Source organism: Pseudomonas sp. R4-34-07 (assembly GCF_003852375.1).
Classification (GTDB): domain Bacteria; phylum Pseudomonadota; class Gammaproteobacteria; order Pseudomonadales; family Pseudomonadaceae; genus Aquipseudomonas.
On record NZ_CP027760.1, the window covers coordinates 1799784 to 1824441 of the forward strand.

Below are 24658 nucleotides of genomic sequence, written 5' to 3' on the forward strand. Positions count from 1 at the left end.
GATTGAGACGAGGAAGCAGCGCGACCATCCACGCCTGTCACGGCCCACGCTTGATCGTTCCCACGCAGAGCGTGGGAATGCATCCCGTGACGCTTGGCGTCACCAGTGCGCAAAAAGCAGGACGCGGAGCGTCCAGGGCAGCATTCCCACGCAGAGCGTGGGAACGATCCTGTCTGGCTCAAGCGTGAGACCAGCAAGCAGCTCAGCCACCCACGTCTGTCATGGCTCACGCTTTCCCGGTAAGGTGACCACCGCCGACCTGGTTGCCGAGCAATCGCTGGATATACTCTGCGGTACCGGGCAAACCGGTACAGTGGGCCAACCAGTGCGCAAGCAAGCAAAGAGGATGTGGTAATGGCAGGCAGGTTGATCTATCTCATCGGGCCATCGGGTTCGGGCAAGGACAGCCTGCTGGATGCCGCACGCCCGCGTTTGGCCGAGCGCGGTTGCCGCATTGTGCGCCGCGTCATCACCCGGTCTGCGGAAGCGGTGGGTGAAGCGGCGTTGGGCGTGAGCCCGGCGCAGTTTGGGGCGATGCAGGCGCAAGGCGAATTTGCCCTCAGTTGGCAGGCCAATGGGTTGTCCTACGGCATTCCCAAGCAGATCGATGAATGGCTGGCGGCCGGGGAGGACGTGCTGGTCAATGGTTCGCGCGCGCACCTGGCGCAAACCCGTGAGCGTTATCCGACGTTGCTGGTGTTGTTGCTGACGGTCGATCAGGTGGTGTTGCGCCAGCGTTTGATCGCACGCGCACGTGAGTCATTGGCCGATATTGAGGAACGCCTGGCACGCAACGTGCGGTTCACCGAGGAACTGATCACCGCCAATGGCGAAGGGTTATTCGTGTTGGATAATTCCGGCCCGCTGGAACATACGGTCGAGCGCTTGCTCTGCTGCCTGGCCCACGGGCACTCGGCCTGAGCCCGATACTGCGTCGAAACGCCTACCCTGGATCTCTTTGATATCACCCACCGCGCCACCAGGCGCGCCTTCCGTTGTGCATTCAGTAAAACAACCGCCAGTCAGACCAGTCAATTCTGTGCTTGAGTAAAGATAACTCTAGAGTTATTTTTATCCAGTCCGAGCCAAGGAGGCGGTGGTGCAAAGCAGGCTATTGATCAAGGAATTGCTGGAAGCGGGTTGGGTGCTGGATCGCGTCACCGGCAGCCATCACATTTTTACCCACCGCTATAACCCGTACACGATTCCGGTGCCTCATCCGAAGAAGGATCTTCCGTTGGGCACCGTCAGAAGCATCAGGAAACGTGCCGGGCTGTTTCAGTTTTAAGGAGAGCATGCATGCAATACCCAATCTGTATCGAATGGGGCGATGACTTCACCGCCACCGGTATCCAGATCCCCGATATTCCGGGTGCTGTCACCGCCGGGGACAGTTTTGAAGAGGCGTACAACGCGGCCGTGGAGGTTGCACACATCATGCTGCAGGAGATCGCCGCCGAGGGCGGAGTGATTCCGATGCCAACCTCAGTCGCCAATCATCACACCCATGAAGACTACGCCGGCATGGGCTGGGGCATGTTGGAGCTGGACATCTCGCCCTATCTGGGCAAGACCGAGAAGGTCAACGTGACCTTGCCTGGGTATGTGATCCAACGCATCGACCGTTACGTGCGCGAGCATAAAGTCAAAAGCCGCTCGTCATTTCTGGCGGACGCGGCGTTGGAGAAGTTGGTGCGTTCTTAAGCGGTTGCCGCCGCCACCTGGCGCGACGCACTGAGAAACCGCAACAACGCCACCAGCGGGAACGCACTGCCCACCAGCATCACCCCCAGCCAACCGCCGTGTTCGTACACGCTGCTGGCAATCGCCGAGCCGAAGGCGCCGCCAATGAAGATGCTGGTCATGTACAGCGCGTTCAGGCGGCTGCGGCTTTGGGCGTCGAGGGCGTAGACGGCGCGCTGGCCGAGAACCATGTTCATCTGCACGCAGAAGTCCAGCACCACGCCGGTCACCGCCAGGCCGATCACACTGTACAGCGGGTGCACGAAGGCCGGCAGGAAGCTCAGCGCGGCAAACAGCATCGCCAGCAGCGACGCACGGTGGGTGTGGCCGGCATCGGCCAGGCGCCCGGCGATGGGCGCCGCGATGGCACCCAGGGCACCGACCAGGGCGAACAGCGCGATTTCGCTCTGGGTCAGGCCATGATTGCGTGCCAGTTCCAGTGGGGCAGCGGTCCAGAACAGGCTGAAGGTGGCGAACATGCAACCCTGGTAAAACGCGCGCTGGCGCAGCACCGGCTGGTGCCGCAACAGGCTGCCCAGCGAGCCCAGCAATTGGCCGTAGCTGGCGCTGTGGTCCGGCTGGCGCTTGGGAATGGTCAGCATCAACACCACGCTGATGAACACCATCAATGCTGCCGCCGCCATGAACATCGCGCGCCAGCCGAAGTGGTCCGCCACCACGCTGGACACCGGCCGCGCCAGCAAAATGCCAAGCAGCAGGCCACCCATGATGCTGCCGACCACCCGGCCACGGGACTCGGCAGGCGCCAGGTGCGCGGCCAACGGGATCAGGATCTGCACCGACACCGAGCTGAAGCCGATCAGCAGCGACACCAGCAAAAACAGGTTGGGCTGCTCGGTGAACGCGGCGCCCAGCAGGCTGGCGATGGCCACCACGGTGGTGATGATCATCAGCCTGCGGTTTTCCAGCAGGTCCCCCAGCGGCACCAGGAAGAACAGGCCCAGGGCATAGCCGATCTGCGTCAGCGACACAATCAGGCTGGCCATGGCCGGCGTAAGCCCGATGTCCGGGGCGATCAGCTCGATGATCGGCTGCGCGTAATAGATGTTGGCGACGATGGCGCCGCAGCAAAACGCAAACAGCATGACCATGCCTCGGGTCATGGTGCCGGTAGCGTGGGGGGTAGCATTCATGGTGTTCTCATAAAAGCGAAGGAAGATGGCGGGAGAGGGTAAAGACAATGGCCGGCAGTGAGTAGGCCGCTTGTAGTGATAACGGTCATGCCGCGAAATAATGACACTACACAAAACCAATGTGGGAGGGGGCTTGCTCCCGATGGCGGTGCATCAGTCAATGCCTGTGCTGACTGACCCACCGCTATCGGGAGCAAGCCCCCTCCCACAGTACTGAGGAACGCTTACTGGCCGGAGTAAATCTGGTCGAACACGCCGCCATCATTGAAGTGGGTTTTCTGCACCGTGCGCCAGTCACCAAAGGTTTTCTCTACCGACAGGAAGTCGACTTTCGGGAAACGGTCGGTGTACTTGGCCAGCACTTTCGGGTCACGCGGACGCAGGTAGTTGTTGGCGGCGATTTCCTGGCCTTCGGCCGACCACAGGTACTTCAGGTAGTCTTCAGCGGCCTCGCGGTTGCCTTTTTTCTCGACCACTTTGTCCACCACCGACACCGGCGGCTCAGCTTCGGCGGAGACGCTTGGGTAGATCACTTCGAACTGATCACGGCCGAATTCACGGGCGATCATTTCCGCTTCGTTTTCAAAGGTGACCAGCACGTCGCCGATCTGATTCGTCATGAAGGTGGTGGTGGCGGCACGGCCACCGGTGTCGAGCACCGGGGCTTGCTTGAACAGTTTGCCGACGAAGGCCTTGGCCTTTTCTTCATCGCCGCCGTTCTTCAGCACATAGCCCCAGGCCGACAGGTAGGTGTAGCGGCCGTTACCCGAAGTCTTCGGGTTGGGCACGATCACCTGTACGCCGTCCTTGAGCAGGTCCGGCCAGTCTTTCAGGGCTTTGGGGTTGCCCTTGCGCACGATGAACACCGTGGCCGAGGTGAACGGCGCGCTGTTGTTCGGCAGGCGGGTGACCCAGTTGTCCGGTACCAGTTTGCCGTTGTCGGCCAGGGCGTTGATGTCGGTGGCCATGTTCATGGTGATCACGTCCGCCGGCAGGCCGTCAATCACCGAGCGCGCTTGTTTGCTGGAGCCGCCGAAGGACATCTGCAGGGTCAGCTTGTCATTCGGGTGTTCGGCATCCCAATGCTTCTGGAAGGCGGCGTTGTAGTCCTTGTAGAAATCGCGCATCACGTCGTAGGAGACGTTGAGCAGGGTGACCGGTGCCGCCTGGACGGCGCCGGCCAGGGCCAGGCCGGCGGCCAGGAGAGAGGCGCTGAGGATGTTTTTCACTGCTCATTCCTTGTTGTTCGAGAGAAGGGTGAGGCACAATGCCAGCGACTATAGCCGGGGCCGCATAGTCGCTTAAAGATTAAAAAGAACTTTGCTTATTCCACTTTCTTAAAGAGATTGCTGCCACAGCGTGAGCAAAACGCCGCGTTCGGCTCGTGGCTGCTCTTCTTGCACACCGGGCAGTCGGTTTGCAGCTGCTCACCGCGCATGGCGCTCGCCAGCTCTGCGGTGAATATCCCGGTGGGCACGGCAATGATCGAGTAACCGGTGATCATCACCAACGAGGAAATCACCTGGCCCAGCGGTGTCTTGGGCACGATGTCGCCAAAGCCCACGGTGGTGAGCGTCACGATCGCCCAATAGATGCCCTTGGGAATGCTGGTAAACCCGTGTTCCGGGCCCTCGATCACGTACATCAAGGTGCCGAACACCGTCACCAGGGTGCACACGCTCACCAGGAACACCACGATCTTCTGCTTGCTGCCGCGCAGCGCCGCCATCAGGTAGTTGGCCTGCTTGAGGTAGGGGCTCAGCTTGAGTACGCGGAAGATCCGCAGCATGCGGATGATGCGGATAATCAGCAGGTACTGCGCGTCGCTGTAGTACAACGCGAGGATGCCGGGGACGATGGCGAGCAGATCCACCAGCCCATAAAAGCTGAACGCATAGCGCAATGGCTTGGGCGAACAGTAAAGCCGCAGGCCGTACTCGATCAGGAAGATGAGGGTGAAGCCCCACTCGATATACGCCAGCACGTCGGCGTAGTTCTGGTGGATCTGGTCGATGCTGTCGAGCATCACGATCACCAGGCTGGCGAGGATGATCAACAACAGGATGCCGTCAAAGCGCCGTCCGGCGACGGTGTCGCTTTGAAAAACCATGACGTAGAGCCGCTGGCGCCAGTCGTTGTTGCTGTCCATAAGTCCCGCCTGAAGTGAATATCGGCAAAGCCTAGGGGGATTCGAACGGCCTGTCCATGCGCGGTGTGCGCAGCATTCGCTGGCTGGCGCGCACCAGCCAGCAGCTGAGAATGAACGGCGCGGTCAGCGCCGGCAGGTGCAGCGCGGCAAAACCTGGGGTGAGCAGAATGGCCAGCCCGATGCCGAGCAGCGGCAACCAGGGTTGGCGCCGCGCCTGGCTCAGCGCCAGGGCGGCGAGCGCCGGGTTGTAGCTGTGCAGGCCGAGCAGGGCACCGCTGGTTTCGCCCAGCAGCAAGGCGACCAGTACGCCGGCGATGGCGCCGAGCAGTGACCACACGGCGGCGCGGCGGTCAGCCAGTAGCACGCCGACGGCGATCAAGGCCCCGGCCAGGGGCTGGTCCAATAGCATCACTTGCGCCAGGCCGGTGAGCGGCGCAGCGAGTACCGTCAGGGTATCGGGCTCGATCAGGGCCAAGGTAGCGGGCGCCATGGTGCCCAGCAACAACCAGCCCAGGCCGACAAAAGGTGCGGTGTAGGCGGGCAGATCCTGGGGTTGGGCGGCGTATTTCAACCACTGCCGCACCAGCATCGCGCTCACACCGCCGCACGCCAGGATCAGTGGCGGCACCAGGGCCGACCAGGCGAAGTGCTGGCTGATCAACAAGCCCAGCAATACGCCGTTGTAGCTATACAGCCCGGCCTGGCGTTCGGCCTTGGGGTAACCCCGGCGCTGGGCCGTGAGCAAACCCGCGACGCCGCCCAGCAAGGCACCGCCGAGCAACGCCGGGGCGCCGATCAGGATCGCCAGCAGGCACAGCAGGCCGCACAGCGGATGGCGCTGGAGAAAAATCTGGCTGAAGCCGTTGAGCAGGGCTTCGGCCCAGTCGGGGCAGGTGGGGTTGTGCATGGCAGCTCCCTGTAGGAGCGAGCTTGCTCGCGAAAAACCCAAGGGCACCGCGTGCATTCAGGATGCCTGCGTCATCGTTGACGTTCTTCGCGAGCAAGCTCGCTCCTACAGTAGGGTCTCTATACGCAGCGAGTTGGTCGACCCCAACTGCCCGAACGGCACCCCGGCGGTAATCACCAGCGTATCCCCGCGTTGCGCCATCCCTTGGGCCTGGGCGATCTCCAATGCGGTGGAACACACCTCATCCACCTGGCGCAGCCGATCGTTGACCACCGAGTGCACCCCCCATGCCACGCTCAAACGCCGCGCCGTGGACAGATTCGGCGTGAGATTGAGGATCGGCGCCACCGGCCGCTCCCTGGCCGCGCGCAGGCTGGAGGCGCCCGACTCGCTGTAGTTCACCAGCACCGCCACCGGCAGGATGCTGCTGATACGCCGGATCGCACAGCTGATGGCGTCCGACACCGTGGCGTCCGCCCTGGGCCGGCTGACATCCAGCTGGGCTTGGTAGTCCGGGCCGTTTTCCACCTGGCGGATAATCTTGCTCATCATCTGCACGGCTTCCAGCGGGTACTCGCCCGACGCGGTTTCCGCCGACAGCATCACCGCGTCCGCGCCTTCTGCCACCGCATTGGCCACGTCGGTGACTTCGGCGCGGGTCGGTGCCGGGGAAAAACGCATGGACTCGAGCATCTGTGTCGCCACCACCACCGGTTTACCCAGTTGGCGGCAGGTTTTAATGATGTCCTTCTGGATCTGCGGCACGCTTTCGGCCGGCACCTCCACGCCCAGGTCGCCGCGGGCCACCATGATCGCATCGCTCAGTTCGGCGATTTCCCGCAGCCGTTGCACCGCCAAGGGCTTCTCGATCTTGGCCATCAGGAACGCCCTGTCGCCGATCAGCTCGCGGGCTTCGCGGATATCTTCCGGGCGCTGCACGAACGACAGCGCCACCCAGTCCACGCCCAACTCCAGGCCGAACGCCAAGTCGCGACGGTCCTTGGCGGTGAGCGGGCTGAGTTCCAACAGCGCCTGCGGCACGTTCACACCTTTGCGATCGGACAGCTCGCCGCCATTGAGCACCGTGGTGTCGATGGCGTCGGCATGCTTGGTGAGCACGCGCAGGCGCAGCTTGCCGTCGTCCAGCAACAGCTCCATGCCCGGCTCCAGTGCCGCGATGATTTCCGGGTGGGGCAGGTTGACCCGACGCTGATCGCCCGGTGTTTCATCCAGGTCCAGGCGCAGCGCCTGGCCACGCACCAGTTGCACCTTGCCCTCGGCAAAGCGCCCGACGCGCAGCTTGGGCCCTTGCAGGTCCATGAGGATGCCCAGCGGATAGTTCAACTGGCGCTCCACCTGGCGAATCCACTGGTAGCGCTGCGCGTGATCGGCGTGGTCGCCATGGCTGAAGTTGAGACGAAAGATATTCACCCCGGCTTCCACCAGCTCGCGGATGTCATCGATCCCATCGGTGGCCGGGCCCAGGGTGGCGAGGATTTTGACCTTCTTGTCAGGCGTCATGTTTGGCAGTCTCGAGGATCAGGATGGCGCGGAAGTCGTTGACGTTGGTGCGGGTCGGCTCGGTGACGATCAGCCCGTCGAGCGCGGCGAAATAACCGTAGCCGTTGTTGTTGTGCAGCTCGTCGCTGGCGCTCAGGCCCAAGGCTTCGGCGCGGCGGTAGCTGCACGGGGTCATGATCGCGCCGGCGTTGTCTTCCGAGCCGTCGATGCCATCGGTATCGCCGGCCAGGGCGTAGACGCCGGGCAAGCCCTTGAGGCTGTCGGTGAGGCTGAGCAGAAACTCCGCGTTGCGCCCGCCACGGCCATTGCCGCGCACGGTGACGGTGGTTTCGCCGCCGGAGAGAATCACGCAGGGTGCCGCCAACGGCTGGCCGTGCTGCACGATTTGCCGGGCAATGCCGGCGTGCACCTTGGCCACGTCGCGCGCTTCACCTTCGAGGTCGCCGAGGATCAGCGGGCTGAACCCGGCCTGGCGTACTTTTACCGCCACCGCTTCCAGGGATTGCTGCGGCCGGGCGATCAACTGGAAGTGGCTGCGGGCGAGTAGCGGGTCGCCAGGCTTGACGGTCTCCGACGCGGGGTTCTGCAACCAGTTGCGCACCGAGGCGGGCGCGTCGATGCCGTAGCGCTTGAGAATCGCCAGTGCCTGTTGCGAGGTGCTCGGGTCGCCGACCGTGGGGCCGGAGGCGATCACCGTAGCCTGGTCGCCCGGTACATCGGAAATCGCGTAGGTATAGACCGTGGCCGGCCACGCGGCCTTGGCCAACCGCCCGCCCTTGATCGCCGAGAGGTGCTTGCGCACGCAATTCATCTCGCCAATGGTGGCGCCGGATTTGAGCAGGGCTTTGTTGATGCTTTGCTTGTCGGCCAGGGTGATGCCTTCGGCGGGCAGGGCGAGCAACGCGGAACCGCCGCCGGAGAGCAGGAAAATCACGCGGTCGTCTTCGGTCAGATGGCTGATCAGTTCCAGCACGCGCTTGGCCACGGCGAGGCCGGCAGCGTCGGGCACGGGATGGGCGGCCTCGACCACTTCGATTTTCTGGCACGGCGCACCATGGCCGTAGCGAGTGACGACCAGGCCGCGAACCTCGCCCTGCCAGCAGTCCTCCACAACCAGCGCCATGGCGGCTGCGGCCTTGCCGGCGCCGATCACGATCACCCGGCCGCTGCGGTCGGCGGGCAGGTAAGGTTCAAGGACTTGCCGGGGGTGGGCGGCGTCGATGGCTGTGGCAAACAGCTCGCGAAGCAGGTGTTGCGGATCGACCGACATAAGCAGGCTCCGGGGGAAATTCTTGTTATTAGAGGTGCAACAATCCAACGATGAAATGAGGGCCAAATGTGGGAGGGGGCTTGCCCCCGATAGCAGTGTTTCAGTCACCTCATCCATAACCTGACACACCGCAATCGGGAGCAAGCCCCCTCCCACCTTTGAATGCATTTCAACAGGGGAGAGTGGTGTGGGTTATTTATCGCGAATCGAGAAATTCGCCATATGCTCCAACCCCTTGATCAATGCCGAATGGTCCCAGTTACCGCCGCCAAGCGCCGCGCAGGTGCTGAACACTTGCTGGGTGCCGGCGGTGTTCGGCAAGTTGATCCCCAGCTCTTTCGCCCCGGCCAGGGCCAGGTTCAAGTCCTTCTGGTGCAGGTTGATACGAAAGCCTGGATCAAAGGTGCCCTTGATCATGCGTTCGCCATGCACTTCCAGGATCTTCGACGAGGCAAAGCCGCCCATCAGCGCTTCACGCACCTTGGCCGGGTCGGCGCCGTTTTTCGAGGCGAACAGCAGCGCTTCGGCCACCGCCTGGATATTCAGGGCCACGATGATCTGGTTGGCGACCTTGGCGGTCTGGCCATCCCCGTTACCGCCCACCAGGGTGATGTTCTTGCCCATCGCCTGGAACAGCGGCAGCGCGCGCTCGAAGGTCTGCGGTTCGCCACCGACCATGATGCTCAGGGTGCCGGCCTTGGCGCCGACTTCACCACCGGACACCGGGGCATCCAGGTACTGCGCGCCGGTCGCATTGATCTTCGCAGCGAACGCCTTGGTGGCGGTGGGGGAGATCGAGCTCATGTCGATCACCACCTTGTTCGGCGACAGGCCGGCGGCCACGCCGTCGGCGCGCAACAGCACGTCCTCGACCTGCGGGGTGTCGGGCACCATGACGATGATGAACTCGGCTTCCTGGGCGACTTGCTGCGGGTTGGTCAAGGCCACCGCGCCGGCGCTGATCAGTTCAGCCGGGGCCTTGCCATGATGTTCGGAGAGAAACAGTTGGTGACCTGCTTTCTGCAGGTTCGCGGCCATGGGTTGGCCCATGATGCCGGTGCCGATAAATCCGATTTTAGCCATGATGAAGTCCTCTTTTTTATTCGATAGGCAGACTTGATGAGGTCTGCCAAACACAGCAAGTCCAATGTGGGAGGGGGCTTGCTCCCGATAGCGGTGCATCAGTCGACACACCTTTCGAATGAAACATTGCTATCGGGAGCAAGCCCCCTCCCACATTGTTTGGTGTTGTGTCTGTCAGATGGCGTTGTGGCTTTTGAGCCAGCCAAGCCCCGCTTCGGTGGTGGTCAGGGGCTTGTACTCACAGCCGACCCATCCGGTGTAACCGATGCGGTCCAAGTGCTCGAACAGGAAGCGGTAGTTGATCTCACCGGTGCCCGGCTCGTTGCGCCCTGGGTTGTCGGCCAGCTGGATGTGGTTGATCACACCCAGGTGCGTGGCCAGGGTGCGGGCCAGATCGCCCTCCATGATTTGCATGTGATAGAGGTCGTATTGCAGGAACAGGTTGTCACTGCCCACCTGCTCGCGGATCGACAGAGCCTGCGCGGTATTGTTGAGGTAGAAACCCGGAATGTCGCGGGTGTTGATCATCTCCATCACCAGCTTGATACCCGCTGCCTGCAATTTGTCGGCGGCGTACTTGAGGTTGGCGACGAAGGTTTTCTCAATGGTTTCGTCATCCACGCCTTGCGGCCGGATGCCCGCCAGGCAATTGACCTGGGTATTGCCCAGCACCTGGGCGTAGGCGATAGCCAGCTTGACCCCGGCGCGGAATTCTTCGACCCGGTCGGGGTGGCAGGCCAGGCCGCGTTCGCCTTTGGCCCAGTCGCCGGCCGGCAGGTTGAACAGCACCTGGGTCAGGCCGTTGGCGTCGAGCTGCGCCTTGATCTCAGCTGAGCTGAATTCGTACGGGAACAGGTACTCCACCCCTTCGAAGCCGGCATCGGCGGCCGCTTTGAAGCGGGCAAGGAAATCCTGCTCGGTAAACAGCATGGACAGGTTGGCGGCAAAGCGCGGCATAGGGTTCTCCTTAATCGAGCAGGGAAATGGCGGTCGGTGCGTCGTTGCCGACCAGGGCCAGGTCTTCGAATTCGTTGACGGCGTTGATCTCGGTGCCCATGGAAATATTGGTCACGCGCTCCAGAATAATCTCAACGATCACCGGCACCTTGAATTCTTCAATCATTTCCTGAGCGCGGCGCAGCGCCGGCTGGATCTGGCTCGGCTCGAACACGCGCAGGGCTTTGCAACCCAGGCCTTCGGCAACCGCGACGTGGTCCACGCCATAGCCGTTGAGTTCGGGGGCGTTGAGGTTGTCGAAAGACAGCTGCACGCAGTAGTCCATTTCAAAGCCGCGTTGCGCCTGGCGGATCAGGCCAAGGTAGGAATTGTTCACCACCACGTGGATATACGGCAGCTTGAATTGCGCGCCCACGGCCAGCTCTTCGATCATGAACTGGAAGTCGTAGTCGCCCGACAGGGCCACCACTTTGCGGCTCGGGTCGGCCTTGACCACCCCGAGCGCCGCCGGAATCGTCCAGCCCAAGGGCCCGGCCTGGCCGCAGTTGATCCAGTGGCGTGGCTTATACACATGCAGAAACTGCGCGCCGGCGATCTGCGACAGGCCGATGGTGCTCACGTAGCAGGTGTCTTTGCCGAACACCTGGTTCATCTCTTCGTACACCCGTTGCGGCTTGACGGGCACGTTGTCGAAGTGGGTCTTGCGGTGCAGGGTGGCCTTGCGCTGCTGGCAATCATGGAGCCAGGCGCTGCGGTCCTTGAGCTTGCCGGCGGCTTTCCACTCGCGGGCGACTTCAATGAACATCGTCAGCGCGGCGCCGGCGTCGGACACGATGCCCAGGTCTGGGGTGAATACGCGGCCAATCTGGGTAGGTTCGATGTCGACGTGGATGAATTTGCGGCCCTCGGTATACACCTCCACCGAACCGGTGTGGCGGTTGGCCCAGCGGTTGCCGATGCCCAGCACCACGTCGGACTTGAGCATGGTCGCGTTGCCATAGCGATGGGAGGTTTGCAGGCCGACCATGCCCACCATCTGCGGGTGATCGTCGGGAATGGTGCCCCAGCCCATCAGGGTCGGGATCACCGGAATGCCGGTCAACTCGGCGAATTCCACCAGCAACTCGCTGGCGTCAGCGTTGATCACACCGCCACCGCTCACCAGCAGTGGGCGCTCGGCCTGGTCGAGCAGGGCCAGGGCCTTTTCCACCTGGATGCGTGTCGCCAATGGCTTGGCCAGGGGCAGCGGCTGGTAGGCGTCGATGTCGAATTCGATTTCGGCCATCTGCACGTCGAACGGCAGGTCGATCAACACCGGGCCAGGACGGCCGGAGCGCATTTCATAGAAGGCTTTCTGAAACGCGTAGGGCACCTGGCCGGGTTCGAGCACGGTGGTCGCCCACTTGGTCACCGGCTTGACGATGCTGGTGATGTCCACGGCCTGGAAGTCTTCCTTGTGCATGCGGGCACGGGGCGCTTGCCCGGTGATGCACAGGATCGGGATCGAGTCGGCCGAGGCGCTGTACAGGCCGGTGACCATATCGGTGCCCGCCGGGCCCGAGGTGCCGATGCACACGCCGATGTTGCCGGCCTTGGTGCGGGTGTAGCCCTCGGCCATGTGTGAGGCGCCTTCAACGTGGCGAGCAAGGACGTGATCGATGCCGCCCACCTTCTGCAAGGCCGAATACAACGGGTTGATCGCGGCGCCTGGGATACCGAAGGCGGTGTCCACCCCTTCACGGCGCATCACCAGGACGGCGGCTTCGATTGCTCTCATTTTGCTCATGGTTTTGGTGCCTCTTGCGTTTTGTAATTGTATACAAGTGGTGTCTGGACAAAGTGTATTCACGGCGAGCGGCGTAGGTCAATGCATTTTATAAACTGGCCTTTGCGTTCGTCGGAACGGCTTTTTTCGACGTATGGACGGTTTGTTTGTAAATATTGTATACAAAAATAAATATCATTGTGTTCTATTTGTTCGATCCGGCATCTGATCAAACAGACGCTCCAACGTATTCCCAATAACAAAAGAAGGACGGCACCATGAGCGCTTTAACCTTGAAGATTGCCACCCAACTGGCCAGCCAGGCCCTCGCTGCGGGTCGCACCATTGCCGCCGCGCCGCTGACCATCGCGGTGCTCGACAGTGGCGGCCACTTGGTCACCCTGCAACGCGAAGACGGGGCGAGCCTGCTGCGCCCGCAGATCGCCATCGGCAAAGCCTGGGGCGCGATTGCCCTGGGCAAAGGCTCACGGCTGCTGGCGCTGGATGCGCAGCAGCGTCCGGCGTTCATCGCGGCGCTGAACAGCCTGGGCCAGGGCAGCGTGGTGCCGGCGCCGGGTGGGGTATTGATTCGAAATCAGGACGGCGTGGTGCTGGGGGCGATCGGGATCAGCGGGGATACGTCGGATATTGATGAGCAGTGCGCGATCACGGCGATCGAGGGGGTGGGGTTGATGGCGGATGCGGGGGTGTCAGTCTGATCTTTGGGTGATCTTGAAAAGCATCGGGGGCAAGCCCCCTCCCACATTTGACTGTATTCACAAACAGAAATCTGCGAACCCAATCAAAGTGTGGGAGGGGGCTTGCCCCCGATTAGTTCAGGCACCTCGGTGCATCAGTCCGGCTCACACCCCTTGAGCACCAACCGAATAATCGTCTGCGCCGCCGCCTCATAATCCGCTTCATCCAGCTTGGCCTTGCCGGTCACCGCCGAAATCTGCCAGTCGAAATCGGCATAGGTCTGCGTCGCCGCCCAGATGCTGAACATCAGGTGATTAGGCTCGATCTTCGCGATCAAACCACGGTCCACCCAATGCTGGATGCAGTCGATATTGTGCTTGGCCTGGGCATTAAGCTGTTCGACCTGCTCGGCACTGAGGTGGGGAGCGCCGTGCATGATTTCGCTGGCGAACACCTTGGAGGCAAACGGCAGGTCGCGGGAGATGCGGATTTTCGAGCGGATATAGTTGCTCAACACTTCCTTGGGCTCGCCCTCGGGGTTGAACGGCGTGGAAGCGGCCAGGATCGGCTCGATAATGCTCTCGAGCACCTCGCGGTAGAGGTTGTCCTTGGACTTGAAGTAGTAATAGACGTTGGGCTTGGGCAGCCCCGCCTTGGCGGCGATGTCGCTGGTTTTGGTCGCGGCGAAGCCCTTGTCGGCGAACTCCTCGCTTGCCGCCCGCAGGATCTTTTCTTTGTTGCGCTCGCGAATGGTGCTCATAAACCAGGAACTTCCTTGCCAGGACAGGCGGTTGCGCATGGTAGCACCGGCCATCCGCGGGCCTCAACAATGTGCCCGCAAAGCGTTGCGCCGCGCTATGCTCGCGCCATCTCTCACTTTACGGATACCCGATTCATGGCAGGAAGCAGCTTGTTGGTTTTGCTCGACGATATCGCCGCTGTACTCGATGACGTTGCACTGATGACAAAAATGGCGGCGAAGAAAACCTCGGGTGTGCTCGGTGATGACCTGGCGCTCAACGCCCAGCAAGTTTCCGGCGTGCGCGCCGAGCGCGAAATTCCCGTGGTGTGGGCGGTGGCCAAGGGCTCTTTCGTCAATAAGCTGATCCTGGTGCCCACGGCGTTGCTGATCAGCGCCTTCGCCCCCTGGGCTGTGACCCCGTTATTGATGCTGGGCGGCGCTTACCTGTGCTTCGAAGGTTTTGAAAAACTCGCGCACAAGTTCCTGCACAGCAAGGCAGAAGACCAGGCCGATCACGCGCAGTTAAGCGAAGCGGTGGCCGACCCGGCGACGGACCTGGTGGCCTTCGAAAAGGACAAGATCAAAGGCGCGATCCGCACTGACTTCATCCTGTCGGCCGAAATCATAGCGATCACCCTCGGTATCGTGGCCGATGCGCAGTTGACGCAGCAGGTGATCGTGCTGTCGGGCATCGCCATTGTCATGACCGCAGGCGTCTACGGGTTGGTCGCGGGTATCGTAAAGCTCGACGACCTTGGGCTGTGGCTGACACAGAAGCCGGGCCAAGTGGCGCGCAGTATTGGCGGCGCCATCTTGAGTGCGGCACCGTACATGATGAAAAGCCTGTCGGTGATCGGCACGGCGGCGATGTTCATGGTCGGCGGCGGGATCCTGACTCATGGCGTGCCGGTGGTGCATCATTGGATCGAAACCGTGAGCCAGAACACCGGGGCGCTGGCGTGGTTGATGCCGACATTGCTGAATGCGGTGGCGGGGATAGTTGCGGGGGCGGTGGTGTTGGCAGTGGTCAGCGTGGTCGGCAAAGGCTGGAAGGCGCTCAGGGCATGAACTAACAGGCATAAAAAAGGCCATTCAGTCGAATGGCCTTTTTTGTGGGCGAGATGATCGTTCCCTCGCTCCGCGTGGGAATGCATCCCGTGACGCTCCGCGTCACCCTTGCGCAGGTGCTGGATTTTGCGCTGAAAGCGGGACGCGGAGCGTCCTGGGTGGCATTCCCACGCGGAGCGTGGGAATGATCTTGTAAGGGGCGCTGTTTACTCGGCAATCTGCAACTTGCGCGATTCCGTGTAGATATAGCGCACCTTCTCATACTCGAACGGCGAGTTCATCTGGCCGTAGCGGAAGCTGGTCTGGTAGCGCTTGTCTACGGCGCGCAGGGCCCAGATTTCCGGGTGGTTGGAGCTGACCTCGGACACGTTGAGGAAGTTGATCTGCGACTCGGCGGTGTAGTCCACCAGCAAGCCTGCGGTATCGCGCAGGTTCGACGGGCCGAAGATCGGCAGAACGACGTAGGCGCCGCCCGGCACACCGTAGAAGCCCAGGGTCTGACCGAAATCTTCGCTCTGGCGCGGCAGGCCCATGGCGGTGGCCGGGTCCCACAGGCCGGCGATGCCGATAGTGGTGTTGACCAGCAGGCGTCCGGTGGTCTCCAGGGAGCGATGGCCCTTGAGTTGCAACAGGCTGTTCAACAGGTTGGGCACGTCGCCCAGGTTGTTGAAGAAATTGCTCACGCCGGTGCGCAGGAAGCTCGGTGTGACGTAGCGGTAACCGTCCACTACCGGCAGGAACACCCATTGGTCGAAGCGATAGTTGAAGTGGTACACGCGACGGTTCCACGACTCCAGTGGATCGTAGACGTTGAGCGCGGTCAGCGACGAGCGCTCGAATTCACGCTGGTCCAGGCCGGCGTTGAACTTGAGTTTGGTCAACGGCTCCTTGAAACCGTCGGCATCGACCTTGACCGGTTCATGGGCCTTGCTGTTGTCGGCATTGGCCACGCCCGCGCACATCAGTGCGGCAAGCAGCAGAAGATATTTAGCCACGGAAGAACTCCAGCATGGCGTCGGCGTTGACGCGGTAATTGAGGTTGCCGCAGTGGCCGCCCAGCGGGTAGACGGTCAAGCGATCGCCGAAGGTTTTACGCAGGAAACCCAGGTCGCCCGGGCCCAGAATCACGTCGTCGGCGTTGTGCATCACGGCGATCTTCGGGCTGGCGTGCAGGTAGTCCTTGAGCGCGTACAGGCTGACCTGGTCAACCAGTTGCAGCAGGCTGCCGCCGTCGGAGCGGGCGCGCCACATCGGGATCACCTGTTCGGTGAGGTAGCAGTCGAAGTCGCACTGCAGGGCACGCTTGAGGAACGGCGTGAGGCTGGTGCCTTCGGTGATCGGGTATTTCGGCGGGATGATCAGGCCGCGACGGTTGATCAAGTCCGAGGTAAAGGCGATGTCGGCAGCGGAGAAACGGAACGAGGTGCCGATCAGCATGGCCATCTGTTCGTTGGTCAGGTGCTGCTTGGATTGCTGGAAGTCGTAGAGCAGGGCGTCGTTGAGGTCGATGTAGCCCTTTTGCTGGAAGTAGCGGGTCAGCTTGCTCAGCACCAGCTCATAGAAGGTGGTGGTGTTGTTGATGCCCTTGACCTCGGTCTGTACCAGCTTGTCGAGGTTGGTGATCGAGGTGTAGAGGTTGACCGGTGGGTTGAGCAGCAGGACTTTCTTGAAGTTGAAGCTGCGACGGGTTTCGTCGAGCTTGCTGACAAACGCCGCGTCCAGGGCGCCCAGGCTGTAGCCGGTCAGGTAAAAGTCGGTGACTGGCAGCGAGGCGTTCTGCGCGCGCACGGCTTGCATCACGCGGTACATGTCTTCGGCGTCTTCCTGGGTGATGCCCGGGGTGGCGAAGCGCGACGCGGCGCTGATGAAGTCGAAGCTGGTCGGCGACGACAGCTGCACCACGTGGTAGCCGGCCTGGTAATACAGTTTCTTCAGGTATTCATTGATGCTGCTGTCAAACCGCGCACCGGTGCCGGCGATCAGGAAGATCAGCGGCGCGGCGCGGTCCTGCTTGGCAATGCGGTAGGTGAGTTTCTTTACCGCCCAGAAGTTGTCCGGCAGGCTGAACTCGCGCTCGGGGCGCATGTTCAAGGTGTAGTCGGATTGATTGATCTGGTCGTCAGTCGGCAGGGTTGGCCGAAGATCGGGCGGCGTGGTGGCAATGGTCGCTTCGAACGGGTTCGTCAAAGGGTAGCCATAGCTGGCCTGGTCGATATCGACGGCCAGTGCTGACGCACTCAAAAAAAGGCTGCCCAGCAAGGCAGCACAGCGCAAGGAACGGAGCATGACTTAATCCCTAGGAGGAAAGGTGCTGAATGAAATTCGCAGGCTATGACCACCGCGTTGCCACCGAAGTGCCAGCCCTCGGCACGAAAAGTCGGAAAAAAACGTCGGAATCGGAGTAATAGCTGGCAGAAGATACACTTTGCCACGCATTGATGAACAGATATCTGCGCAGACACCTTGCTAACGGCCGCCGTGGGATTAAGCTGAGCGCCGTTTTTGCCTATCGGAGTGCCCCATGTCCCGTCGTTTGCCGTTGATCCTGCTGCTTATCGCCCTGCCGTTATGGTTGGCGGCCAGTTACGCCGCGCGTTACGGCTTCATGGAAGACGGGCAGTGGGTCGGCATCTGTGCGGATGAGGCCAGCCGTTGGGAATGCCAGGTGCGTTCGAACCTGGGCTTGATGATTCATTTCAAGGTACTGGGCTGGGCCGCGCTGGTGACCTCGGTGCTGGCGTTTTTCGTGCCGGGCCGGGCGGGATGGAGCTTGGCGGTGCTGGGGCTGGTGTTTGGGTTGCCGGCCCTGGCCTTGTATAACACCACGTTTGCGGTGTTTGCTGTGGTGATTGCGGGGTTGCGGTTGGTCAGGAAGCCTCGCGTCGCCTGACAGGGCCAATCGGGGGCAAGTCGAACCGTCGCACCGCCCCTCCCACAGTTGATTGGGTTCACACATTTCCATTTGTGAATACGGTCAAATGTGGGAGGGGGCTTGCCCCCGATGGCGGTGTTAGGACTTGCGCACTCGCAAGCAACGCCACAAAGCTGCAACCATGAGCACACTCACCACCGCCCACCCCCACGCCTGCTGATTCAACAAACCTTCCCGGAACAGCTGCGGCGCAATGCCGGCACCGATGATGAAGGCCAGCAAAGCAATCTCCCGACGCGGCCCGCTCACCGGGCGCACCAGGTACACCAGGGCCGGCAGCACCAGTGCCGCGCTGGGGAAGCTGCGATAACGCGGGTCGAACACCAGCGCCAGCATCATCACCGCACCGGCAAAGCCGGCAATCGCCACCAGCCAGCCCGCACGTTGCTGCAGCCAGTTGAATGCGCGTTCACGCCAGCCGTCCCTGGCGCTGAGTGCCAGGGCGGCGTGGGCCAGTACCAGCAAGTTCAACACCACCAGCAAGCCTGCCCACACCCATTCATCATTAAAGCGCGCGGTGACGCGGGTCAATTCGGCCCAGGTGCCGAGGGAGCATGCGGCAATCGCACCCAGCAGCGGCAGTGCGAGGGCCGCGCGGGTTGTGCGCACGCGCCCGCCTAAAACCAATGTGCCCAGCAGAATCATCCCACCAACGCCCAACCACAGCGGCCAGTACGGCACGTTGCTGACTGGCCCGGCGAGGGTGCCCTTGTTCTGGCGATCAGTATCGAACAGGCCCCAATAACCGCCCACTGCGCCTTCACTGGCGCGCTTCCAGGGCTGGTCAAAGGCTTCGATCAGGTTGTAACGCCAGCCATTGGCTTCGGCCATGGCGACAAAACCACGCATGAACTTGGCTTCGTTGACCCGGCTCGGCAAGGCGGTTTCGCGCTGGCGGCCTTCACTGGGCCAACCGGTTTCGCCGATCAGGATGTCCTTGGGCGCGAACTTGTGGCCGAAGGTCTGGCGTACATCGCCTACGTGCTTGAGCGCCTGGTCGATGCCGGACGGCTCATCTTCCCAGTACGGCAGCAGGTGAATGGTCAGGAAATCCACCGCCGGGGCAATTTCCGGGTGTTGCAGCCAGAACTCCCACACATCGGCGTAGGTGACCGGTTGCTTGATCTGGCGCTTGACCGTTTGGATCAGCGTCACCAGTTGTTTGGCGGTGACTTCCTTGCGCAGCAGCGCTTCGTTGCCGACGATCACCGAGGTCACTACGTCCGGGTTGGCATTGGCCGCCGTGATCAACTCGTCGATTTCCTTTTGAGTGGCCACCGGGTCACTGCTGACCCAGGCGCCGGCCATCACCTTCAAGCCATGCTTGCGCGCCATGCCCGGCAAGGCTTCCAGGCCGGTCATGGAATAGGTGCGGATGCATTCAAAGCGTGTGGCCAGCAAGGCCAGGTCGGCGTCCATGCGCTCGGGGCGCAGTTGGAATGGCTGGTCGAACGGCGACTGGTCCTTGTCGAACGGCGTATAGGACGCACATTGCAGCTTGTGGCTGGCGCTCGCCACATCCGGCAGCACCACCGGCCGGCCGAGGCCATACCAGTAGCCGACGAGGGCAAGCAAGCCAAGGATCAAGGCGAAAACATAGGGCAGGGCAGGGAGGCGGGCAGTCGCGGGCATGGTCGGCTTATCTGGGGGAGCAAAGGCGCGCATCTTACCCGTAATTGTCGCGTTCCAGTGGGGCCGCATACTTTTGACATGCAAAGTTCGGGCGGGAACAGGTGGGCAAGTCCTACAAAGTGGTCTGCTGGCGATGTGATGTCGTTTCTTGCTCAACCAAGGTCGCTGACAGAGCAGGGCAAAGGCCTACGCAGGTTGATGATAAAACTGTCAGTACTCCACTGATGCCTCAGCAACCGGATCGATGCGCGTGAAGGGGGCGCGGTGCACCGTATAACAACAGGTTGACGTCGCTCGGCATTCGTCGGGCGCAGCACTTTCGGGGAAGCACATATGAAGATGCGACGACTCTTGGGCGCAGCTGCCACTCTGGTAGTTGCGATGGGCTCCACACTGGCCAGCGCCGACAGCAAAACCCTGAGCATCGGTTACGTGGACGGCTGGTCCGACAGCGTTGCCACCACCCATGTGGCGGCAGAAGTGATCAAGCAGAAGCTCGGCTATGACGTGAAACTGCAAGCGGTCGCCACCGGGATCATGTGGCAGGGCGTTGCCACCGGCAAGCTCGACGCCATGCTGTCCGCCTGGCTGCCGGTGACTCACGGTGAATACTGGACCAAGAACAAGGATAAAGTGGTCGACTACGGCCCCAACTTCAAGGATGCAAAAATTGGCTTGATCGTGCCGGAGTACGTCAAGGCCAAGTCCATCGAAGACCTCAAGACCGACACCACGTTTAAAAACAAGATCGTCGGCATCGACGCCGGTTCAGGCGTGATGCTCAAGACCGACGAAGCCATCAAGCAATACGGCCTTGACTACAAACTGCAAGCCAGCTCGGGCGCCGCAATGATCGCCGAACTGACCCGCGCCGAAGACAAGCAGGAATCCATCGCCGTCACCGGTTGGGTGCCGCACTGGATGTTTGCCAAGTGGAAACTGCGTTTCCTGGATGACCCAAAAGGAATTTATGGTGCTGCTGAAACCGTCAACAGCATTGGCAGCAAGGGCCTGGAGAAGAAAGCGCCGGAAGTCGCGGCCTTCCTGAAGAAGTTCCAGTGGGCCTCCAAGGATGAAATCGGTGAAGTCATGCTCGCTATCCAGGAGGGCGCCAAGCCTGATGCAGCGGCCAAGGATTGGGTGGCCAAGCACCCTGAGCGTGTCGCTGAGTGGACCGCTAAATAACCCTGCATCTTGATGCAATCCCTTGTGGGAGGGGGCTTGCTCCCGATAGCGGTGTGTCAGCCAGCCAGTTTTCAGCTGACACACCGCCATCGGGAGCAAGCCCCCTCCCACATTAGTTTTGCACTACCTCAAATTTTTCTGTGCTCCAGCAATCCCTCGCTACACTCGATCTACTACTAAGGTCGTCTGGAACCCTTTCCACAGCCGCATACAGTGGATACGTTCCAATAATAAAAAAGCTGTGCTGCGAGGATAAAAACAATGAACGACAGCATTTACCTCTCGATTCAAAACAGCCCGCGTTTCAAGGAGCTGGTCAGAAAAAGAGAAAAGTTCGCCTGGATTCTCTCGGCGATCATGCTAGGGCTTTACTCCGGTTTCATCCTGTTGATCGCCTACGGGCCACACGTGCTGGGGGCCAAGATCAGCCCCGGCTCGTCGATTACCTGGGGCATTCCCCTGGGCGTCGGACTGATTGTGTCCGCCTTCATCCTGACCGGCATCTACGTGCGCCGGGCCAACGGCGAATTTGACGACCTGAACAATGCGATTCTCAAGGAGGCTGCGCAATGATCTGGCGTCTATTGGCGGTACTCGGCGCTTCGCTGTTTGCTCCGGCCCTCTGGGCGGCCGACGCATTGACCGGCGAAGTGCAAAAGCAACCCCTGAATGTCTCGGCCATCGTGATGTTTGTCGCGTTCGTCGGCGCTACCCTGTGCATCACCTACTGGGCGTCCAAGCGCAACAAATCGGCGGCCGACTACTATGCGGCCGGCGGCAAGATCACCGGTTTCCAGAACGGCCTGGCGATTGCCGGCGACTACATGTCGGCGGCGTCCTTCCTGGGGATTTCCGCGCTGGTGTTCACCTCCGGCTACGACGGCCTGATCTATTCGATCGGCTTCCTGGTGGGCTGGCCGATCATTCTGTTCCTGATCGCCGAGCGCCTGCGCAACCTGGGCAAGTACACCTTTGCTGACGTGGCGTCCTATCGTCTCGGGCAAACCCAGATCCGCAGCCTGTCGGCCTGTGGTTCGCTGGTGGTGGTAGCGTTCTACCTGATCGCGCAGATGGTCGGCGCGGGCAAGCTGATCCAGCTGCTGTTCGGCCTCGATTACCACGTTGCGGTGATCCTGGTCGGTATCCTGATGTGCATGTACGTGCTGTTCGGCGGCATGCTGGCGACCACCTGGGTGCAGATCATCAAGGCGGTGCTGCTGCTGTCCGGTGCCTCGTTCATGGCGCTGATGGTGATGAAGCACGTCAACTTCGACTTCAACATGCTGTTTTCCGAGGCGATCAAGGTTCACCCCAAAGGTGAAGCGATCATGAGCCCGGGCGGCCTGGTGAAAGATCCGATCTCGGCGTTCTCCCTGGGGCTTGCGCTGATGTTCGGTACTGCGGGCCTGCCGCACATCCTGATGCGCTTCTTCACCGTGAGTGATGCGAAAGAAGCGCGCAAAAGCGTGCTGTATGCCACCGGCTTTATCGGCTACTTCTATATCCTGACGTTCATCATCGGCTTTGGCGCGATCCTGCTGGTCAGCACCAACCCGGCGTTCAAGGATGCCGCAGGCGCCTTGCTGGGCGGCAACAACATGGCGGCGGTGCACCTGGCCAACGCGGTGGGCGGCAGTATCTTCCTGGGCTTCATCTCGGCCGTGGCCTTCGCCACCATCCTTGCGGTGGTTGCCGGCTTGACCCTGGCCGGTGCCTCGGCGGTGTCCCATGACCTGTATGCCAGCGTGATCAAGAAGGGCAAGGCCAACGAGAAAGATGAGATTCGCGTGTCGAAGATCACCACGATCGCCCTGGCAGTGCTGGCTATCGGCCTGGGTATCCTGTTCGAAAGCCAGAACATCGCGTTCATGGTCGGCCTGGCGTTCTCGATTGCGGCCAGCTGTAACTTCCCTGTGCTGCTGCTTTCCATGTACTGGAAAAACCTCACCACCCGTGGCGCCATGATCGGCGGCTGGCTGGGCTTGATCAGCGCCGTGGGCCTGATGATCCTGGGCCCGACCATCTGGGTGTCGATCCTGCACCACGAGAAGGCGATCTTCCCGTATGAATACCCGGCGTTGTTCTCGATGATCATCGCGTTCGTGGGTATCTGGTTCTTCTCCATCACCGACAAGTCGGCGGCGGCAGAGAAAGAGCGTGCGCTGTACTTCCCGCAGTTTGTGCGTTCGCAGACTGGTCTGGGGGCGAGTGGGGCGGTTAACCACTAAGCCTATGGCTGGATAGGAAAAATACCCTGGTCGAAAGGCTGGGGTATTTTTTTGCCTAGGGTTTGGTGGTGTCTGGGCCACGGCCATCGGGAGCAAGCCCCCTCCCACAGTTGACCGAGTTCCAACATGAGAATGCGGTCAACTGTGGGAGGGGGCTTGCTCCCGATAGCGGTATATCAGGCGACCCAAACAAAAACGGCCTCCACTAAGGGAGGCCGTTCTCAGTACAGCATGCAGCTAAATGCTTACTTGCGATCTTCCAGCTTGGTAATGTCACGCGACTCGTAGCCGGTGTACAGCTGGCGCGGGCGGCCAATCTTGTACGGGCTCGAGAGCATTTCCTTCCAGTGGGAGATCCAGCCCACGGTCCGCGCCAGGGCGAAGATCACGGTGAACATGCTGGTTGGAATGCCGATCGCCTTGAGGATGATCCCCGAGTAGAAGTCGACGTTCGGGTACAGCGAGCGTTCGATGAAGTATGGGTCGGTCAGGGCGATCTCTTCCAGGCGCATGGCCAGTTCGAGTTGCGGGTCGTTCTTGATGCCCAGTTCCTTCAACACTTCGTCGCAGGTCTGCTTCATTACGGTGGCGCGCGGGTCGCGGTTCTTGTAGACCCGGTGACCGAAGCCCATCAACTTGAACGGATCGTTCTTGTCCTTGGCCTTGGCGATGAAGGTGTCGATGTTGGACACATCGCCGATTTCATCGAGCATGGTCAAGACGGCTTCGTTCGCACCGCCGTGGGCAGGGCCCCAGAGTGCGGCGATACCGGCGGCGATACAGGCGAACGGGTTGGCACCCGACGAACCTGCCAGGCGCACGGTAGAGGTGGAGGCGTTCTGCTCGTGGTCGGCGTGGAGGATGAAGATCCGGTCCATTGCCTTGGCCAGCACCGGGCTGATCGGTTTGATCTCGCACGGGGTGTTGAACATCATGTGCAGGAAGTTTTCCGCGTACGTCAGGTCGTTGCGCGGGTACATCATGGGCTGGCCCATGGAGTACTTGTAAACCATCGCGGCCAGGGTTGGCATCTTGGCGACCAGGCGGATCGCGGAAATTTCGCGATGCTCGGCGTTATTGATGTCCAGGGAGTCGTGATAGAAGGCCGACAGGGCGCCGACCACGCCGCACATGACGGCCATCGGGTGGGCGTCGCGACGGAAGCCGTTGAAGAAGGTCTTCAACTGCTCGTGAACCATGGTGTGGTTCTTCACGGTGCTGACGAACTGGGCCTTTTGCTCGGCTGTTGGCAGTTCGCCATTTAGCAGCAGGTAGCAGGTTTCCAGGTAGTCCGACTGTTCAGCCAGTTGTTCGATCGGGTAGCCGCGGTGCAGCAGGATGCCATTGTCGCCGTCGATATAGGTGATCTTCGACTCGCAAGAAGCGGTCGACATGAAGCCTGGGTCGAAAGTGAAACGGCCCGTGGCCGTCAGGCCCCGTACGTCGATAACATCGGGACCAACGGTGCCGGTTAAAATGGGCAGCTCGACGGGGGCTGCGCCCTCGATGATCAACTGCGCTTTTTTGTCAGCCATGTGGCCTCCTATTTATGCTTCAAATCATCAGACAGACCCCCCACGCAGGGCCCGCACCACTATAGTGAGATAAATTCAGATGTCAATT

Annotated in this window: 23 protein-coding genes; 9 read left to right on the forward strand and 14 right to left on the reverse strand. The window is 61.2% G+C overall.

Features of this window, described 5'->3' with window-relative positions; genetic code table 11:
• The first annotated feature begins 354 nt into the window (after positions 1-354).
• The 3 genes from phnN to C4J85_RS08285 all read left to right on the forward strand — a co-directional run bounded on the left by phnN (position 355) and on the right by C4J85_RS08285 (position 1704).
• Entirely contained in the window at positions 355-921 is a 567-nt protein-coding gene (gene phnN, locus C4J85_RS08275; protein WP_124409408.1) for a phosphonate metabolism protein/1,5-bisphosphokinase (PRPP-forming) PhnN, read from the forward strand.
• A 178-nt stretch (positions 922-1099) separates the two neighbouring features.
• Positions 1100-1288, forward strand: coding sequence for a type II toxin-antitoxin system HicA family toxin (locus C4J85_RS08280; protein WP_057722727.1), 189 nt, complete (start codon positions 1100-1102; stop codon positions 1286-1288).
• A gap of 11 nt (positions 1289-1299) precedes the next feature.
• Positions 1300-1704 carry a type II toxin-antitoxin system HicB family antitoxin gene (locus tag C4J85_RS08285; protein ID WP_124409409.1) on the forward strand — a complete coding sequence of 135 codons (405 nt, stop codon included), beginning with the start codon at positions 1300-1302 and terminating at the stop codon, positions 1702-1704.
• Here C4J85_RS08285 and C4J85_RS08290 read toward each other — a convergent pair.
• The 9 genes from C4J85_RS08290 to gcl all read right to left on the reverse strand — a co-directional run bounded on the left by C4J85_RS08290 (position 1701) and on the right by gcl (position 12570).
• Complete coding sequence (locus tag C4J85_RS08290) at positions 1701-2897, reverse strand: MFS transporter (RefSeq protein WP_124406711.1); 1197 nt, start codon at positions 2895-2897, stop codon at positions 1701-1703. The two genes, C4J85_RS08285 and C4J85_RS08290, sit on opposite strands and share 4 nt — an antisense overlap.
• 224 nt (positions 2898-3121) lie before the next feature.
• Positions 3122-4126 (reverse strand): sulfate ABC transporter substrate-binding protein, encoded by a 1005-nt coding sequence (locus tag C4J85_RS08295; protein ID WP_124409410.1) that lies wholly within the window; start codon positions 4124-4126, stop codon positions 3122-3124.
• 95 nt (positions 4127-4221) lie between these two features.
• Positions 4222-5046 (reverse strand): ion transporter, encoded by an 825-nt coding sequence (locus C4J85_RS08300; protein WP_124409411.1) that lies wholly within the window; start codon positions 5044-5046, stop codon positions 4222-4224.
• A 31-nt stretch (positions 5047-5077) separates the two neighbouring features.
• Positions 5078-5953 carry an urea transporter gene (locus tag C4J85_RS08305; protein WP_124409412.1) on the reverse strand — a complete coding sequence of 292 codons (876 nt, stop codon included), beginning with the start codon at positions 5951-5953 and terminating at the stop codon, positions 5078-5080.
• A gap of 105 nt (positions 5954-6058) precedes the next feature.
• A complete protein-coding gene (gene pyk, locus C4J85_RS08310) occupies positions 6059-7474 on the reverse strand; it encodes a pyruvate kinase (RefSeq protein WP_124409413.1) in 1416 nt (471 codons plus the stop codon).
• On the reverse strand, positions 7464-8744 hold the full coding sequence (locus C4J85_RS08315; RefSeq protein WP_124409414.1) for a glycerate kinase: 1281 nt from the start codon (positions 8742-8744) through the stop codon (positions 7464-7466). The genes pyk and C4J85_RS08315 overlap by 11 nt, the downstream gene beginning before the upstream one ends.
• Positions 8745-8936: 192 nt before the next feature.
• Positions 8937-9827, reverse strand: coding sequence for a 2-hydroxy-3-oxopropionate reductase (locus C4J85_RS08320; protein ID WP_124409415.1), 891 nt, complete (start codon positions 9825-9827; stop codon positions 8937-8939).
• Between the two features lie 174 nt (positions 9828-10001).
• On the reverse strand, positions 10002-10784 hold the full coding sequence (gene hyi / locus C4J85_RS08325) for a hydroxypyruvate isomerase (protein ID WP_124409416.1): 783 nt from the start codon (positions 10782-10784) through the stop codon (positions 10002-10004).
• Between the two features lie 10 nt (positions 10785-10794).
• Positions 10795-12570 carry a glyoxylate carboligase gene (gene gcl, locus C4J85_RS08330; protein ID WP_124406717.1) on the reverse strand — a complete coding sequence of 592 codons (1776 nt, stop codon included), beginning with the start codon at positions 12568-12570 and terminating at the stop codon, positions 10795-10797.
• A gap of 257 nt (positions 12571-12827) precedes the next feature.
• Here gcl and C4J85_RS08335 point away from each other — a divergent pair, with 257 nt between their 5' ends.
• Positions 12828-13268, forward strand: coding sequence for a heme-binding protein (locus tag C4J85_RS08335; RefSeq protein ID WP_124409417.1), 441 nt, complete (start codon positions 12828-12830; stop codon positions 13266-13268).
• A gap of 134 nt (positions 13269-13402) precedes the next feature.
• Here the strand turns inward: C4J85_RS08335 and C4J85_RS08340 are convergent, their stop codons facing one another.
• Positions 13403-14008, reverse strand: a complete 606-nt coding sequence (locus C4J85_RS08340; RefSeq protein WP_124409418.1) for a TetR/AcrR family transcriptional regulator — start codon at positions 14006-14008, stop codon at positions 13403-13405.
• 135 nt (positions 14009-14143) lie between these two features.
• On the opposite strand from C4J85_RS08340, the gene C4J85_RS08345 reads away from it, so the two are divergent.
• Positions 14144-15058 (forward strand): DUF808 domain-containing protein, encoded by a 915-nt coding sequence (locus tag C4J85_RS08345; RefSeq protein WP_124366424.1) that lies wholly within the window; start codon positions 14144-14146, stop codon positions 15056-15058.
• Positions 15059-15264: 206 nt separating this feature from the next.
• Here the strand turns inward: C4J85_RS08345 and C4J85_RS08350 are convergent, their stop codons facing one another.
• Both C4J85_RS08350 and C4J85_RS08355 read right to left on the reverse strand, forming a co-directional pair.
• On the reverse strand, positions 15265-16053 hold the full coding sequence (locus C4J85_RS08350; protein WP_124366425.1) for a VacJ family lipoprotein: 789 nt from the start codon (positions 16051-16053) through the stop codon (positions 15265-15267).
• Positions 16046-17344, reverse strand: a complete 1299-nt coding sequence (locus C4J85_RS08355) for a serine/threonine protein kinase (protein ID WP_124370167.1) — start codon at positions 17342-17344, stop codon at positions 16046-16048. Before C4J85_RS08355 ends, C4J85_RS08350 begins: the two co-directional genes overlap by 8 nt.
• 235 nt (positions 17345-17579) lie before the next feature.
• On the opposite strand from C4J85_RS08355, the gene C4J85_RS08360 reads away from it, so the two are divergent.
• Positions 17580-17948 carry a hypothetical protein gene (locus C4J85_RS08360; RefSeq protein WP_124409419.1) on the forward strand — a complete coding sequence of 123 codons (369 nt, stop codon included), beginning with the start codon at positions 17580-17582 and terminating at the stop codon, positions 17946-17948.
• A gap of 120 nt (positions 17949-18068) precedes the next feature.
• Here the strand turns inward: C4J85_RS08360 and C4J85_RS08365 are convergent, their stop codons facing one another.
• A complete protein-coding gene (locus C4J85_RS08365; RefSeq protein ID WP_124409420.1) occupies positions 18069-19622 on the reverse strand; it encodes a glycosyl hydrolase family 17 protein in 1554 nt (517 codons plus the stop codon).
• A 333-nt stretch (positions 19623-19955) separates the two neighbouring features.
• Here C4J85_RS08365 and C4J85_RS08370 point away from each other — a divergent pair, with 333 nt between their 5' ends.
• From C4J85_RS08370 to C4J85_RS08380, 3 genes are all read left to right on the forward strand, one after another.
• A complete protein-coding gene (locus C4J85_RS08370) occupies positions 19956-20807 on the forward strand; it encodes a glycine betaine ABC transporter substrate-binding protein (RefSeq protein WP_003233255.1) in 852 nt (283 codons plus the stop codon).
• Between the two features lie 261 nt (positions 20808-21068).
• Positions 21069-21380 (forward strand): DUF485 domain-containing protein, encoded by a 312-nt coding sequence (locus C4J85_RS08375; RefSeq protein WP_124361973.1) that lies wholly within the window; start codon positions 21069-21071, stop codon positions 21378-21380.
• Entirely contained in the window at positions 21377-23035 is a 1659-nt protein-coding gene (locus C4J85_RS08380; RefSeq protein ID WP_124409421.1) for a cation acetate symporter, read from the forward strand. The genes C4J85_RS08375 and C4J85_RS08380 overlap by 4 nt, the downstream gene beginning before the upstream one ends.
• 245 nt (positions 23036-23280) lie before the next feature.
• Here C4J85_RS08380 and gltA read toward each other — a convergent pair whose 3' ends face one another.
• Entirely contained in the window at positions 23281-24570 is a 1290-nt protein-coding gene (gltA, locus tag C4J85_RS08385) for a citrate synthase (RefSeq protein ID WP_124361975.1), read from the reverse strand.
• Positions 24571-24658 lie beyond the last annotated feature (88 nt).

Excerpts from the sequence above, each read along its gene's own strand:
- phnN (WP_124409408.1), top strand. The coding sequence starts at position 355 with ATGGCAGGCAGGTTGATCTATCTCATCGGGCCATCGGGTTCGGGCAAG.
- C4J85_RS08285 (WP_124409409.1), top strand. The coding sequence starts at position 1,300 with ATGCAATACCCAATCTGTATCGAATGGGGCGATGACTTCACCGCCACC.
- C4J85_RS08290 (WP_124406711.1), bottom strand. The coding sequence starts at position 2,897 with ATGAATGCTACCCCCCACGCTACCGGCACCATGACCCGAGGCATGGTC.
- C4J85_RS08300 (WP_124409411.1), bottom strand. The coding sequence starts at position 5,046 with ATGGACAGCAACAACGACTGGCGCCAGCGGCTCTACGTCATGGTTTTT.
- C4J85_RS08305 (WP_124409412.1), bottom strand. The coding sequence starts at position 5,953 with ATGCACAACCCCACCTGCCCCGACTGGGCCGAAGCCCTGCTCAACGGC.
- pyk (WP_124409413.1), bottom strand. The coding sequence starts at position 7,474 with ATGACGCCTGACAAGAAGGTCAAAATCCTCGCCACCCTGGGCCCGGCC.
- C4J85_RS08315 (WP_124409414.1), bottom strand. The coding sequence starts at position 8,744 with ATGTCGGTCGATCCGCAACACCTGCTTCGCGAGCTGTTTGCCACAGCC.
- C4J85_RS08320 (WP_124409415.1), bottom strand. The coding sequence starts at position 9,827 with ATGGCTAAAATCGGATTTATCGGCACCGGCATCATGGGCCAACCCATG.
- hyi (WP_124409416.1), bottom strand. The coding sequence starts at position 10,784 with ATGCCGCGCTTTGCCGCCAACCTGTCCATGCTGTTTACCGAGCAGGAT.
- gcl (WP_124406717.1), bottom strand. The coding sequence starts at position 12,570 with ATGAGCAAAATGAGAGCAATCGAAGCCGCCGTCCTGGTGATGCGCCGT.
- C4J85_RS08335 (WP_124409417.1), top strand. The coding sequence starts at position 12,828 with ATGAGCGCTTTAACCTTGAAGATTGCCACCCAACTGGCCAGCCAGGCC.
- C4J85_RS08340 (WP_124409418.1), bottom strand. The coding sequence starts at position 14,008 with ATGAGCACCATTCGCGAGCGCAACAAAGAAAAGATCCTGCGGGCGGCA.
- C4J85_RS08345 (WP_124366424.1), top strand. The coding sequence starts at position 14,144 with ATGGCAGGAAGCAGCTTGTTGGTTTTGCTCGACGATATCGCCGCTGTA.
- C4J85_RS08355 (WP_124370167.1), bottom strand. The coding sequence starts at position 17,344 with ATGCTCCGTTCCTTGCGCTGTGCTGCCTTGCTGGGCAGCCTTTTTTTG.
- C4J85_RS08360 (WP_124409419.1), top strand. The coding sequence starts at position 17,580 with ATGTCCCGTCGTTTGCCGTTGATCCTGCTGCTTATCGCCCTGCCGTTA.
- C4J85_RS08365 (WP_124409420.1), bottom strand. The coding sequence starts at position 19,622 with ATGCCCGCGACTGCCCGCCTCCCTGCCCTGCCCTATGTTTTCGCCTTG.
- C4J85_RS08370 (WP_003233255.1), top strand. The coding sequence starts at position 19,956 with ATGAAGATGCGACGACTCTTGGGCGCAGCTGCCACTCTGGTAGTTGCG.
- C4J85_RS08375 (WP_124361973.1), top strand. The coding sequence starts at position 21,069 with ATGAACGACAGCATTTACCTCTCGATTCAAAACAGCCCGCGTTTCAAG.
- C4J85_RS08380 (WP_124409421.1), top strand. The coding sequence starts at position 21,377 with ATGATCTGGCGTCTATTGGCGGTACTCGGCGCTTCGCTGTTTGCTCCG.
- gltA (WP_124361975.1), bottom strand. The coding sequence starts at position 24,570 with ATGGCTGACAAAAAAGCGCAGTTGATCATCGAGGGCGCAGCCCCCGTC.